Origin of the sequence: Streptomyces sp. NPDC020898 (genome assembly GCF_044333925.1) — a bacterium.
In the GTDB taxonomy this organism is placed as follows: Bacteria; Actinomycetota; Actinomycetes; order Streptomycetales; family Streptomycetaceae; genus Streptomyces.
In genome coordinates this window covers 93,220-106,780 of sequence record NZ_JBIRRV010000025.1, presented here as the reverse complement: position 1 = coordinate 106,780, position 13,561 = coordinate 93,220, and the positions used below count along the sequence as shown (strand labels likewise).

Annotated in this window: 13 protein-coding genes; 8 read left to right on the top strand and 5 right to left on the bottom strand. The window is 70.0% G+C overall.

Features of this window, described 5'->3' with window-relative positions:
• Window positions 1-1,533 (bottom strand): hypothetical protein (locus ACH4TV_RS43470; protein ID WP_398406950.1); only part of this gene is annotated, 1,533 nt, incomplete at its 3' end.
• Between the two features lie 396 nt (window positions 1,534-1,929).
• On the opposite strand from ACH4TV_RS43470, the gene ACH4TV_RS43465 reads away from it, so the two are divergent.
• The 6 genes from ACH4TV_RS43465 (at window position 1,930) to ACH4TV_RS43440 (ending at window position 8,104) form a co-directional block, all read left to right on the top strand.
• Entirely contained in the window at window positions 1,930-2,568 is a 639-nt protein-coding gene (locus ACH4TV_RS43465; RefSeq protein ID WP_398406949.1) for a tetratricopeptide repeat protein, read from the top strand.
• On the top strand, window positions 2,565-3,839 hold the full coding sequence (locus ACH4TV_RS43460) for a glycosyltransferase (protein WP_398406948.1): 1,275 nt from the start codon (window positions 2,565-2,567) through the stop codon (window positions 3,837-3,839). Before ACH4TV_RS43465 ends, ACH4TV_RS43460 begins: the two co-directional genes overlap by 4 nt.
• Window positions 3,840-3,981: 142 nt before the next feature.
• Window positions 3,982-4,776, top strand: a complete 795-nt coding sequence (locus ACH4TV_RS43455) for an aldose 1-epimerase (RefSeq protein WP_398406947.1) — start codon at window positions 3,982-3,984, stop codon at window positions 4,774-4,776.
• A 25-nt stretch (window positions 4,777-4,801) separates the two neighbouring features.
• A complete protein-coding gene (gene pyrE / locus ACH4TV_RS43450) occupies window positions 4,802-5,362 on the top strand; it encodes an orotate phosphoribosyltransferase (RefSeq protein ID WP_398406946.1) in 561 nt (186 codons plus the stop codon).
• Between the two features lie 162 nt (window positions 5,363-5,524).
• Complete coding sequence (fbaA, locus tag ACH4TV_RS43445; protein WP_398406944.1) at window positions 5,525-6,556, top strand: class II fructose-bisphosphate aldolase; 1,032 nt, start codon at window positions 5,525-5,527, stop codon at window positions 6,554-6,556.
• Between the two features lie 72 nt (window positions 6,557-6,628).
• On the top strand, window positions 6,629-8,104 hold the full coding sequence (locus ACH4TV_RS43440; RefSeq protein ID WP_398406942.1) for an MFS transporter: 1,476 nt from the start codon (window positions 6,629-6,631) through the stop codon (window positions 8,102-8,104).
• A gap of 124 nt (window positions 8,105-8,228) precedes the next feature.
• On the opposite strand, the gene ACH4TV_RS43435 is transcribed toward ACH4TV_RS43440, so the two are convergent.
• Genes ACH4TV_RS43435 through ACH4TV_RS43420 form a run of 4 tightly spaced genes read right to left on the bottom strand, consistent with a single transcriptional unit; the run spans window position 8,229 to window position 11,489 of the window.
• Window positions 8,229-8,648 (bottom strand): DUF3151 domain-containing protein, encoded by a 420-nt coding sequence (locus tag ACH4TV_RS43435; protein ID WP_398406940.1) that lies wholly within the window; start codon window positions 8,646-8,648, stop codon window positions 8,229-8,231.
• Window positions 8,645-9,754, bottom strand: a complete 1,110-nt coding sequence (locus ACH4TV_RS43430; protein ID WP_398406939.1) for an L-idonate 5-dehydrogenase — start codon at window positions 9,752-9,754, stop codon at window positions 8,645-8,647. The genes ACH4TV_RS43435 and ACH4TV_RS43430 overlap by 4 nt, the downstream gene beginning before the upstream one ends.
• Before the next feature lie 20 nt (window positions 9,755-9,774).
• The gene (locus ACH4TV_RS43425) at window positions 9,775-10,560 is read right to left on the bottom strand and encodes an SDR family oxidoreductase (RefSeq protein ID WP_398406938.1); all 786 of its coding nucleotides are present in this window, start codon (window positions 10,558-10,560) and stop codon (window positions 9,775-9,777) included.
• Window positions 10,557-11,489: an NAD(P)-dependent oxidoreductase gene (locus tag ACH4TV_RS43420; protein WP_398406937.1), complete on the bottom strand. Its 933-nt coding sequence runs from the start codon at window positions 11,487-11,489 to the stop codon at window positions 10,557-10,559. Before ACH4TV_RS43420 ends, ACH4TV_RS43425 begins: the two co-directional genes overlap by 4 nt.
• Window positions 11,490-11,655: 166 nt before the next feature.
• Here ACH4TV_RS43420 and ACH4TV_RS43415 point away from each other — a divergent pair, with 166 nt between their 5' ends.
• Complete coding sequence (locus ACH4TV_RS43415) at window positions 11,656-13,143, top strand: gluconokinase (RefSeq protein WP_398406935.1); 1,488 nt, start codon at window positions 11,656-11,658, stop codon at window positions 13,141-13,143.
• A 187-nt stretch (window positions 13,144-13,330) separates the two neighbouring features.
• Window positions 13,331-13,561, top strand: a 231-nt coding sequence (locus ACH4TV_RS43410) for a hypothetical protein (protein ID WP_398406934.1), incomplete at its 3' end; no start/stop codon positions are given.

Here is a 13,561-nt window from a genome sequence, read left to right as displayed (position 1 = left end):
CAGGGCACCCAGGGTTTCCAGGGGACTCAGGGTTTTCAGGGGACGGCCGGCACGCAGGGTTTCCAGGGATTTCAGGGCACCCAGGGTTTTCAGGGTGATACCGGTACTCAGGGTTTTCAGGGAAACCAGGGGACCCAGGGCGACACCGGTGTGCAGGGCACCCAGGGTTTTCAGGGAAACCAGGGAACCCAGGGTGATACCGGCGCTCAGGGCACCCAGGGTTTTCAGGGGACCACCGGTACTCAGGGTTTTCAGGGGAATCAGGGGACCCAGGGTGACGCCGGTGCGCAGGGCACTCAGGGCTTTCAGGGGACTCAGGGTTTTCAGGGGACGGCCGGCACGCAGGGTTTCCAGGGATTTCAGGGCACCCAGGGTTTTCAGGGGACCACCGGTACTCAGGGTTTTCAGGGAAACCAGGGGACCCAGGGTGACACCGGTGCGCAGGGCACCCAGGGTTTCCAGGGCACCCAAGGTTTCCAGGGGACGACCGGCACCCAGGGCTTCCAGGGAAACCAGGGAACCCAAGGTTTTCAGGGTGGTACCGGCACGCAGGGTTTCCAGGGGAATCAGGGGACCCAGGGTGACATCGGTGCGCAGGGCACCCAGGGCTTTCAGGGCACTCAGGGTTTTCAGGGGACGACTGGCACGCAGGGTTTCCAGGGATTTCAGGGCACCCAGGGTTTTCAGGGGACCACCGGTACTCAGGGTTTTCAGGGAAACCAGGGGACCCAGGGGACGACTGGCGCGCAGGGTTTCCAGGGATTTCAGGGCACCCAGGGTTTTCAGGGTGATACCGGCACGCAGGGCTTCCAGGGAAACCAGGGGACCCAGGGCGACACCGGCGCTCAGGGCACCCAGGGCTTCCAGGGAAACCAGGGCACCCAAGGAACCACCGGCACGCAGGGTTTCCAGGGCTTCCAAGGCACCCAAGGCTTCCAGGGTGATACCGGCACTCAGGGTTTCCAGGGGAATCAGGGGACCCAGGGTGACACCGGTGCGCAGGGCACCCAGGGTTTCCAGGGCACTCAGGGTTTTCAGGGGACGACTGGCGCGCAGGGTTTCCAGGGATTTCAGGGCACCCAGGGTTTTCAGGGTGATACCGGCACTCAGGGTTTCCAGGGGAATCAGGGGACCCAGGGTGACACCGGTGCGCAGGGCACCCAGGGCTTCCAGGGAAACCAGGGCACTCAGGGAACCACCGGCACGCAGGGTTTCCAGGGCTTCCAAGGCACCCAAGGCTTCCAGGGTGATACCGGTACTCAGGGTTTTCAGGGGAATCAGGGGACCCAGGGTGACACCGGTGCGCAGGGCACTCAGGGCTTTCAGGGCACTCAGGGTTTTCAGGGGACGACTGGCACGCAGGGTTTCCAGGGCTTTCAGGGCACCCAAGGTTTCCAGGGGACCACCGGCACGCAAGGTTTTCAGGGAAACCAGGGGACCCAGGGTGACACCGGTGCGCAGGGCACCCAGGGCTTCCAGGGGAATCAGGGCACCCAGGGGACCACCGGCACGCAGGGCTTCCAGGGCTTCCAAGGCACCCAGGGCTTCCAAGGCGCGAGCCCCGGGTCGCAGAGCACCGTTGTCACGGCTACCAGCGGCACAGGCAGCGTCACGGTCTTGTGCCCCGCCGGCACGTTCGCGATCGGTGGCGGTTACCAGGCTGCGGGGTCTCTCGCCAACGAGATGCTCGTCAGCCGTCCCATCGGGGGCTCTCCGGCGACTGGTTGGCAGGCAGTCTCCGCCGGCCCTCGCTCAGTCACCGTCTACGCGGTATGCGCGCCGTGAGCCCCCGGGCCTCGAGCCTCGCTGGGCCGGCCGGTGTTCACGGGTGGGGGCACCGAGTGCCGTCCCTCGGGGGACGGCACATATACACGCGCTTGTCCGTCTCGGCCCACTCACTCGCGTTGCCGGATCGATGAGGTAGAACCCGTGAAAAAGCGGATGGGACTGTGGACCGCACTCGTCGCCACAGTCGTGGTCGCCCAGGTGGTGACCGGGTGGGTGCACCTACCCACAGCGGACCACACGACCACGCCTGCGACTGGAACCCAGTCCACAGGACCGGCGGCCAAGCTCGTCCTGAAGGCGGAGGAACTGCTTCAAGCAGGCATCAGACAGGGCGAGAACAAGGACTTCTCCGGGGCGACGAGCAGCTTCAGAAAGGTTCTGGACCTGGATCCCGCCAACAAACTCGCCTGGTACAACCTCGGCGTCATCGCCCAACAGGACCACAGGACGGCTGACGCGCGCGCGGCTTACGACAAGGCCCTGAAGATCGATCCGGATTTCACATCGGCCCTGTACAACAAGGCAGTCCTGCTCGAGTCGAGCGACACCGACGAGGCGATCGCTCTTCTGGAACACATCGTGGGCGCCGACCCACAGGCAGCCACGGCCTATCTGCACCTTGGACAGGCGCTGGCGAAGGAGGGCCGTGACGGCGAGGCCGAGGACGCCTTCGGCTTCGCCGTCCGCGCCGACCCGTCTCTCCAACAGTTCGTCCCGGAACAGTTCCGCGATTCCACGACCGCAGCATCGACAGGCACTCAGGCAGGTACCAGCAGATGACGTCTTCCCCAACCCCGAAATTCTCTGTCTTCACTCCCAGCCACCGATCGCGTTTCCTCGACGAATGCCTCACCACGCTCCAGGCGCAGACCCGCTCCGACTGGGAGTGGATCGTGCTCCTCAACAACGGCACGCGATGGCGGCCCGAACACCCCGACGACCGCGTCCGGGTAGAGGTCGCGGACCACATTCAAGGGGTGGGGGCGGCCAAGCGCCGCGCCTGCGAACTGGCACGCGGAGAGATCCTCGTCGAGCTCGACCACGACGACCTGCTGGCGAAGGACTGCCTGGCAGAACTGGCGAACGCCTTCGACGAGCGTCCCGACGTCGTCTTCGTCTACAGCAACACCGCTCAGATCACCGAGGACGGAAGCCGGGACGACACGCGGTTCAACGAGGCGCACGGCTGGCAGTACGAGGAGGTCGATGTCGACGGCCGCCGGCTCCTGCAGGCTGTCTCCATGGCACCGACGCCGCACAATGTCTCGTACATCTGGTACGCCCCCAACCATGTGCGGGCGTTCCGCAAGGACACCTACGAGCAGGTCGGCGGCTATGACGCCACGCGCACCGTGCTGGACGACCAGGACCTGATGTGCCGTCTCTTCCAGGCGGGTGACTTCCACCGGATCCCCAGCTGCCTGTATCTGCAGCGGATGCACCCCCACAACACCCAGCGCGACACTGAGATCAACGCGCACATCCAGCGCGAGACGGTAGCGCTGTACGACAAATACATCGAGGCCAACGCTCTCGCCTGGACCAGGCGACGCGGTCTGCTCGCGCTGGACCTCGGCGCCGCACACCGCAAGCCGCCCGGCTACCTGGGCGTGGACCAGTACCCAAGAGACGGCGTCGACATCGTCGCGAGGCTGCCCGAGCCACTGGACCTGCCTGACGGCTCGGTCGGCCTGCTCCGGGCAGTGGACTTCCTGGAGCACGTACCCGCGAAGATTCCGCTGATCAACGAGCTGTACCGCCTGCTGGCACCGGGCGGCATGCTCCTCACCCAGACTCCCAGCTCCGACGGTCGGGGCGCGTACCAGGACCCGACGCACGTCGCCTACTACAACGAGAACTCGTTCTGGTACTACACCGACAACCAGTACCGCGCTTTCGTACCCGAGATCCAGGCTCGGTTCCACCGTTCACGGTTGGTCACCTACTACCCGACCGACTGGCACTCCAGGAACCACATCTCCTATGTGCAGGCCAATTTGATCGCCGTGAAGGAAGGCGCCGAACGATGCGGTGGTCCGCTGCTGGTGTGATGCCTCCGAGGGGCTGACGAGTGTGTGAGTGGGAGGACGCCCGAGCCCAGGGGCAGTGGGGGGAAACGCGGCCTGGGGTGCAGCGGCCTCGACTGTGAACACCGGGCGAGGGGGGACGCGCCGGGGCCGGTAGGGTCGACGCGTGAGTAACGATGACATCACGCTGGCCGCGGGTGACGCGGAGGTGACCGTGGAGCCGGGGAACGGCGGGCGGGTCGGTGGGTTGCGGGTCGGTGGGGTCGAGCTGCTGCGGCAAGGTGAGCGGTTCGGGTGCTTTCCGATGGTTCCGTGGTGCGGGCGCACCCGGGACGGACGGTTCCTGGACGGCGGCACGGTGCGTCAGCTGCCGCTCAACTCCCCGCCGCACGCCATCCACGGCACCGTCCGCGACGGCGCCTGGCGGGTGGCGCGCGTCACCGCCGACGAAGCGGTGATCACGTACGACCTCGTCGAGCCCTGGCCCTACGCCGGCCGCGTCACGCAGGTCGTCGCGCTGACCCCGGACGCCCTCACGCTCACCATGTCCGTGGAGACGTACGCCGATTCCTTCCCGGCGCAGATCGGCTGGCACCCCTGGTTCAACCGGAACCTCGGGGGCGGCAGCGAGGACGTGCTCGTCTCCTTCGACGCCGGCTGGCAGGAGGAGCGCGGCGACGACCACCTCCCCACCGGCAAGCGCATCGACCCGAAGCCCGGCCCCTGGGACGACTGCTTCGGTATGCCCGGTGGCGTCGACGTCACCCTCACCTGGCCGGGGCGGATCGAGCTGAAGGTGACCAGTCCCGAGGAATGGGTCGTCGTGTACGACGAGCAGGACGCCGCCGTGTGTGTGGAGCCGCAGACCGGGCCGCCCAACGGGCTCAACACCCTGCCGCGGCTCGTCACGCCCATCGAGCCCCTGGAAGCCAGTACCACCTGGAGCTGGCGGAGCCTCTAGCGACGCGACGTTTACGCTGGCTGGCATGAGTGACGTAGACGTACGCGGCGCGCTGCTGCGGCAGATCAAGGACAAGGCCGTGGTGCACGGCAAGGTGACCCTGTCGTCGGGGATCGAGGCGGACTACTACATCGACCTCCGCCTCGTCACCCTCGACGGGGAGGCCGCGCCGCTGGTCGGGCAGGTGCTGCTCGATCTGGCGGCGGACGCGGGGATCGAGTTCGACGCCGTGGGCGGGCTGACGATGGGGGCCGATCCCGTCGGGACGGCGATGATGCACGCGGCCTCCGCGCGCGGAAAGCGCCTCGACGCCTTCGTCGTGCGCAAGGCCGCCAAGGCGCACGGGATGCAGAAGCGGGTCGAAGGGCCGAGCATCGCCGGGCGGCGGGTGCTCGTCGTCGAGGACACGTCCACGACCGGCGACTCGCCGCTCACCGCCGTACAGGCCGTGCGCGAGGCCGGCGCCGAGGTGGTGGGCGTGGCGACCATCGTCGACCGGGCGACCGGCGCCGCCGAGAAGATCGAGCAGGGTGCCGGGGTCCCGTACCTCTTCGCGTACTCGAAGGGCGACCTGGGGCTGGACTGACGACCGGGCCGGACATCTGGACGGAAACGTCTGGAAAGATAGGGCCGACGATGACGTCGCTTCCCAGGTCTCGCAGCCACATCGCAGCCAAAAGGTCTAGGTCAGGGCCGTAGGTACGCAGTACGCCGGATCACCAACCCGCACATCACGAGGAGCGGACACATGCCCATCGCAACCCCTGAGGTCTACAGCGAAATGCTTGACCGGGCAAAGGCAGGCAAGTTCGCCTACCCGGCCATCAACGTGACGTCGACCCAGACCCTGCACGCTGCGCTGCGCGGCTTCGCGGAGGCGGAGAGCGACGGCATCATCCAGATCTCCACGGGTGGTGCCGAGTTCCTCGGCGGCCAGTACAGCAAGGAAATGGTCACCGGTTCCGTGGCCCTGGCCGAGTTCGCGCACATCGTCTCCGAGAAGTACCCGGTCACGGTCGCCCTGCACACCGACCACTGCCCGAAGAACAAGCTCGACGGGTACGTACGGCCGCTGCTGGCCGTGTCCGAGGAGCGCGTGAAGGCCGGCCGCAACCCGCTGTTCCAGTCCCACATGTGGGACGGTTCCGCCGAGACCCTCGCCGACAACCTCGCCATCGCGCAGGAGCTGCTGGCCCGCGCCGTCGCCGCGAAGATCGTCCTCGAGGTCGAGATCACGCCGACCGGTGGCGAGGAGGACGGTGTCTCGCACGAGATCAACGACTCCCTCTACACCACCGTCGACGACGCCGTGCGGACCGTCGAGGCGCTCGGTCTCGGGGAGAAGGGGCGCTACCTGCTGGCCGCCTCCTTCGGCAACGTCCACGGCGTGTACAAGCCGGGCAACGTCGTGCTCCGCCCCGACCTGCTCAAGGAGCTGAACGAGGGCGTCGCCGCCAAGTACGGCAAGCCGGCCGGCTCCCAGCCGTTCGACTTCGTCTTCCACGGCGGCTCCGGCTCCTCGGAGGAGGAGATCCGTACCGCGCTGGAGAACGGCGTCGTCAAGATGAACATCGACACGGACACGCAGTACGCCTTCACGCGTCCCGTCGCCGACCACATGTTCCGCAACTACGACGGCGTCCTGAAGGTCGACGGCGAGGTCGGTTCCAAGTCGACGTACGACCCGCGTACGTGGGGCAAGCTGGCCGAGGCGAGCATGGCCGCGCGTGTCGTCGAGGCCACGCAGAACCTGCGCTCGGCGGGTACGCGGATCAAGTAACCCGCGCTGCTTCCTGGGAGCCCGGCGTTCGTCGACTGTCCGACGGCGCCGGGCTCGCTGTATACCTGGGGCATGTCCGACGTGCGCCTCGCCTCGCCCCAGGGCCGGTGGATCCTTCTCACCACGATCCTCGGCTCCAGCATGGCCCTCCTCGACTCGACCGTCGTGAACGTCGCGCTGCCGCGCATCGGCCGCGACCTCGACGCCGATCTGGCCGCCCTCCAGTGGACGGTCAACGCGTACATGCTGACGCTGGCCGGGCTGATCCTGCTCGGCGGTTCGCTCGGGGACCGGTTCGGCCGTCGCAAGGTCTTCGTGGTCGGGGTGGTGTGGTTCGCCATCGCCTCCCTGCTGTGCGGGCTCGCTCCGAACACCGGTGTGCTGGTCGCCGCCCGCGCCTTGCAGGGCGTCGGCGGGGCGCTGCTCACGCCCGGCTCCCTGGCCCTCATCCAGGCCTCCTTCCACCCCGACGACCGGGGGCGGGCGGTCGGCCTGTGGTCGGGCTTCGGGGGGATCGGGGCGGCCGTGGGGCCCTTCCTGGGCGGCTGGCTGGTGGACGGGCCCGGGTGGCGGTGGGTGTTCCTGCTCAACGTCCCGCTGGCCCTGCTCTGCGTCCCCGTCGCCCTACGGCATGTCCCCGAGTCCGGCGACGGCCGCGCCACGCACGGCCGCTTCGACGTCCTGGGCGCGGCCCTGGGCGCGCTGTCCCTCGCCCTGGTGACGTACGCGCTGATCGAGGCGCGGTCCGGTTCCGTGGTGGTTGTGGTGTCGGCGGTGGCGGGCGTCGCGGCGGGCGTGGCCTTCGTGTACGTCGAGCAGCGGCGCGCCGACGACGCGATGATGCCGCTGGACATCTTCGCCTCGCGCCAGTTCACGGCCGTCAATCTGGTCACCCTGTGCGTGTACGCGGCCCTCGGAGGCTTCTTCTTCCTCTCCGCGCTCCAGCTCCAGGTGGTGGTCGGTTACTCGGCCCTGGGGGCAGGAACGGCTCTGCTGCCCACCACCGCCCTGATGCTGCTGCTGTCGGCGCGCTCGGGCGAGCTGGCGGTGCGGATCGGGCCGCGTGTTCCGCTGACGGTCGGGCCCTTGCTGTGTGCGGCGGGGATGCTGCTGATGTTGCGGGTGGGTGCCGGGGCGTCGTACGTGGGGGATGTGCTGCCCGCCGTGCTGGTGCTCGGGCTGGGCCTGGTGGCGCTGGTCGCGCCGCTCACGGCGAGTGTGCTGGCGTCGGTGAACGTCGAGCGGGCCGGGCTGGCGAGCGGGGTGAACAACGCGGCGGCGCGGGCGGCGGGCCTGGTGGCGGTCGCGGCGTTGCCGGTGCTGACGGGGATGGGGGCGGAGGCGTACCGGTCGGGGGCGGCGTTCGACGACGCGTTCCGGCGGGCGATGGTGGTGTGTGCGGTGATTTTGGTGGTGGGGTCGGTGCTGGCGTTCCTGACGGTGCGGAGGCCGGGGGCGGAGTGCCTGCACCCGGAGTGTCGTACCCACGGGTGCGTGACGGCTCCGCCGCTGGAGGGGGTGGGGACGGTGGAGGGTGACCGTCCTTGAACTCGCCCCCGCCGCCCCTACCCGTCCCATCCCTGGGGGCTGCCGCCCCCAGACCCCCGCTGTCGGCCCTGAACGGGCCTTGTCCTCAAACGCCGGACGGGCTGGGGGCTGGGGGTGAGGTGGTCTACCGCTTCAGCTCCTCGTACGCCTCTGCGCTGCTGTCCTTGAGGAACTGCCAGCAGCGCTCGGTCTCGTCCTTCTCGTTGATCTCGCCGGCGGCGCGGGCGAGGGCGGCGAGGCAGCGCAGGAATCCGCGATTGGCCCGGTGGTCCCAAGGGATGGGGCCATGGCCCTTCCACCCGGCCCGGCGCAGCGAGTCCAGACCGCGGTGATAGCCGGTGCGGGCATAGGCGTACGACTCGACCACTCGGCCTGCCTCGAAGGCGTCGTCGGCGAGCATCGCCCAGGCGAGCGAGAACGTGGGGTGCTGCGCCGCGACCTCGGCCGGGGGCCGGGATTCTTCGCCCAGCAGGCGGTACGCCGCTTCGTTCTCCGGCAGGTGCGTGGGCTCCGGGCCGCCGAGCAGGTTCTGGTGCGTAGTCATGGAAGCAGTCTGCCACTTGCGGGCAGGAGGTCCTCCGGGTCCGCGAAGTCGAGGAGCACCTTGCAGGAGCGCGCCGGGTCGGCTGCCAGTTCGAAGGCGGCGCCGGTTTGTGCCACGGGGAGTACGGAGGTCACCACCGGGTCGACCGGGAGGCGGCCGTCGGCCAGTGCCCGGAGCACCTCGCCGAGTTCGGTGTCGAAGCGGAAGGAGCCGACCAGCCGCAGCTCCCTTGTGATCACGGCGTTCGCGGCCACCGGGGTGTCCCCGGGCGGGAGCAGACCGAGACCCACCACCAGTCCGCCCCGGTCCACTCCGTACACACAGGTGCGCAGCCCGGCGGGGTTGCCCGAGGACTCGATGGCGATGTCCGCCGCGAGTTCCTCCAGATCCTCCAGTTCCTCCAGTTCGTTCTTCTCGGTCGTGGGGGCCCCGATCCGTACGGTGGAGGTGGCGCCCACCTGCCTGGCGACGGCCAGCGGGGCCTCGTGGACGTCGGTCACGATGATCTCGCCGGCGCCGGCGGCGCGCAGGGCCGCGACGACCAGGCAGCCGATCGGTCCGGCGCCGGTGACCAGCACCCGCTTCCCGCGCACGTCACCGGCCTGGCGTACCGCGTGCCAGGCGACCGCCGCGGGCTCGGCGACCGCGGCGAGCCGCATGTCCAGGCCCTCGGGCAGGGGCAGCACCCGGTCCGCGGGCACCACCAGGACCGACGCGAAGCCGCCCTGGACGTGGGGGTTGCGGGCGGCGCTGCCCAGATAGCCGGTGTCCAGGCAGGTGTTGCGCCGTCCGGCGAGGCACTGCCGGCACCTGCCGCAGGAGGCCAGCGGGTGCACGGCCACCGGGGTCCCGGGGGGCGGGGCCTCGGTACCGGGGCCCACCGCGCGTACCCGGCCGACGATCTCGTGACCGAGGACGAGCGGTTCGCGCAGCCGGAAGTCGCCGACCGCGCCGTGCCGCCAGTAGTGCAGGTCGGAGCCGCAGATCCCGCCGTAGCGGATGTCGACCGCCACCTCGCCGGGCCCGGGCTTCGGCACCGGCCGCTCCTCCAGGCGCAGGTCCCCCGCGCCGTGGGCCACGACCGCTCGCATCGTCGCTGAGTTCATGTTCTCGGTCCCGTCCTTTCTCAGATGACCGCGGTCAGGCCGCCGTCGACGGCGATCACCTGGCCGTTGACGAAGTCCGACGCCGGGGCGGCGAGCCACACCAGTGTTCCGACGAGATCCTCGACCGAGGCCCAGCGTCCGGCCGGGGTGCGGCCCCGGATCCAGGAGTCGAAGGCCGGGTCGTCGACGAGCGGGCGGGTCAGTTCGGTGATCACATATCCGGGCGCCAGTCCGTTGACCGTCAGCCCCGAACCGGCCCACTCCGCGCACATGCCCCGGGTCAGCATCGCGAGACCGCCCTTGGACGCCGCGTAGGCGGCGATGCCGGGACGGGCGAGCCAGGTCTGTACGGAACAGATGTTGACGATCTTTCCGCGGCCGCGCCCGACCATGCCCGCGGCCACCGCGCGGCCCACCAGGAAGGCGCTGGTGAGGTTGGTGTGCAGGACCCGCTCGAAGTTGTCGGCGGACACCTCGAGGAGTGGCTCACGGTGCTGTACGCCGGTGTTGTTGACCAGGATGTCCAGCGGGCCGAGCCGGTCCTCGATCTCCTGGACCCCTGCCCGTACGGCGGCCTCGTCGGTGACGTCGAAGGGCACGGCGTGGACCTTGTTCCCGGTGCGTTCGGCGAGTTCACCGCGGGCCCGTTCCAGGGCCACGGGATCGCGGCCGTTGAGGACGAGTTCGGCGCCCGCCTCGGCCAGGCCGGCGGCGAGGGCCGCTCCGATGCCCTTGCTGGAACCGGTGACGAGGGCCAGCCGCCCGGAGAGGTCGAACAGGGAGGGTCCCTTGGCTGAAACCGTCATGACCTGTCTCCCGTCCGACCGGTTCCGTCTCCGGCTTCGTCTCCGGATCTGTCTCCGGTTCCGGTTCCGTAGTAGTGCATGAGCGCGGCGTTGTCGGCGTCGCCGTGGCCTGCCGCGGTCAGCCAGCGGTGCAGTTCGGAGACTGCGGTGGTGACCGGCAACGGCACTCCCGCCGAGCGCGCGTAGTCGCGGGCCGCCTCCAGGTCCTTGACCATGTTGCTGACCCGCCCGGTGGGCGTGAGGTCGACCTCGGCGAACTTGACGAAGAACTCCTGGAGCAGCGCCGAGTCGGCCCGGCCCCCGGTGAGCGCCGCCTTGACCTGCCGTGGCGGCAGACCGGCCGCCCGCACCAGGGCGGCGGCCTCGGCGAGGGCGGCGAATCCGCAGCCGACCAGAACCTGGTTGACGGACTTGACCAGCTGCCCGGAGCCGGGCGGGCCGATGTGGGTGAGCCGGGAGGAGAGCGCGCCGAGCACGGTCAGCGCCCGTTCCACGTCTTCCTCCTCGCCGCCGAGCATCAGCGTCAGCTCACCGCGTTCCGCGCCCGGTGCGCCGCCCGACAAGGGGGCGTCGACCCAGCCGGCGCCGAGCTTCGCGGCCCGTTCGGCGAAGACGCGGGTCCGCCCGGGGTCGATGCTGGACATGTCGATGACGAGTACGCCCTCGGGTGTGGCACTGAGGACCCCCTCGGGGCCGAAGACCACCTGTTCGACGATGTCGGCGGTGTTGAGGGACAGGATCACCACGGAGGACGAGGCGAGCCGTGCCGCCGAGTCCACTGCTTGCGCCCCGTCCCTGGCGAGTTCCGCCACCGCGTTCTGGCGGACGTCGTAGACCCGCACGGTGCGTTCACGCCGCAGCAGTCTGCGGGCGATGGCTGCCCCCATGACTCCGAGCCCGGCGACGCCCACCTCCGGATGTCCTGACACTGAGACCTACCTCCTGAACCAAATGCTGTACTGAGAACAGTATATTGAACATGGATGGTGGAAAAGTTCAATAACTCCGACGAATGTTCAGCATATTGGCCTGCGTGTCGCATGCTGTTACGGTCCTCGAAGGGGAAACGGAGGCGGAACGGAGGCCAAGACGGTGATGAAGGACGAAACCCAGGTAGTGCTCGGGATAGACCTGGGCACCACCGCGACCAAGGTGGTCGCGGTGGACGGGGCCCACCGGGTGGTCTCGACCGTCGAGCGCCCCGCGCCCCTGCGCACGGGCCGGAACGGGGAAGCCGTCCACGACCCGGAGACGGTGTTGGCCGGGGTCGTCGACGCGGTACGGGAGAGCACGGAGATCTGCGCGGGGCGCGGTCTCACGGTGACCGCCCTGTCCTTCAGCGCGGCCCTGCACACCCTGCTCGCCCTGGATTCCGCCGGAGAACCGCTGACCCCGGCGCTGAGCTGGGCGGACACCCGGGCCGCCGACATCGCCCGAGGTCTGCGGGCGGCCGGAAGCGCCGAGGCGCTGCACAGGGCGACCGGAACCCCCGTGCACTCCATGGCCCCGCTCACCAAACTCGCCTGGTTCACGGCACACGAGCCGGAACTCGTCCGGCGTACGGCCTCCTGGTGCGGCCTGAAGGACTACGTCCTCTTCCGGTTCACCGGCAGGCTGGTCACCGATCTGTCCTGCGCCTCCGCCACCGGCCTGCTGGACATGCGCACCACTCGATGGCACGGCCCCGCCCTGGACATCGCCGGGGTGAGCGCCGGCCGGCTGCCCGAACTGGTGCCGCCGACCGCCGCGTTCACCCTGCTCCCGGAAGTCGCCGCCGCACTGGGGCTGCCCGCCGGGCTGCCCGTGGTGGCGGGCGCCGGAGACGGCCCGCTGGCCAATCTCGCCGTCGGGGCCACCGCACCCGCCACCGCCGCGCTGTCCCTCGGCACCAGTGGCGCCCTGCGTGTCGTACGCGACCGGCCGGGCGTGGACGAACGCTGCCGGGTGTTCTGCTACTACCTCGCCGACGGACTGTGGGTGCTCGGCGGCGCGGTCAGCAATGCCGGGGTCGTCGCCCAGTGGGCGGCCGAGTCCTTCGGCGGCGTCGACGTCGGCGATCTGCTGAAGGAGGCGGCCCAGGTGGAGCCCGGCGCGGAGGGTCTGATCGCCCTGCCCCACCTGCTCGGGGAACGCGCACCCTGGTGGGACCCGGACGCGCGCGGCGCCCTGATCGGGCTGCGCCGCGGACACGGCAGGGCCCATATGACCCGAGCCATGATCGAGGGGGTCGGGCAGCAACTCGCCCTCGTGCGCGACTCCTTGCTCGCCGCCGACGCCCCGATCACTTCGGTACGGGCCACGGGGGGCGCGTTGCGCTCCCCGCTCTGGGCGGAGATCGTCGCCGCCGCGCTCGACATGCCCCTGGAGATCACCGACGACGCCGCCGGCTCCGGGTTCGGTGCGGCGCTCCTTGCCCGGCACGCGCTCGGTGACCTGCCCTCGCTGACCGCCCCGGCGCCGGGTGCGCGCGCTCACCGCACCGTGACCCCGGACCCGACGGCGGTGCGGCGGCTGGCGGAGACGCGGGGGCTCGGTGAACAGCTCTACCAACTCCTGCGCGGGGTCCAGGAGTCGCCCCGGTGACTGTGACCACGGCTGCGGCACCGCCTCCGCGGCCGAGGACCCGGTACCAGGAGGCGTACGTCGTGCACAGGCCGCCCGGCGGCGGTGCGAGGACCGAGCCCGGCGGACCGGGCTAGGCAGGACAGATCGGTCGCCCGCAGCGGATCCGGCTTCCGGGTGGAGCGCGGCACCGCCGGTCTCGCACGTCGTGACCAGCTCGGGCAGCCCGCCCGCCGCCGCGCGGAGTGCCTGGGCGACGGTGGTCCCGGCGGGCGCCGCAGCGGTCGGCGGCCCGGTCGCTCGCCGGGATGAACACGGTCGCCGCGACGGGACGGGGGTCGTCGTCGCCCGGCCGATGCTCTGCGCCGCGCGCTTCTTGACCGGCCCGGGCAGCCCGCCCGCCGCCGCGCGGAGTGCCTGGGCGACGGTGGTCACGTCG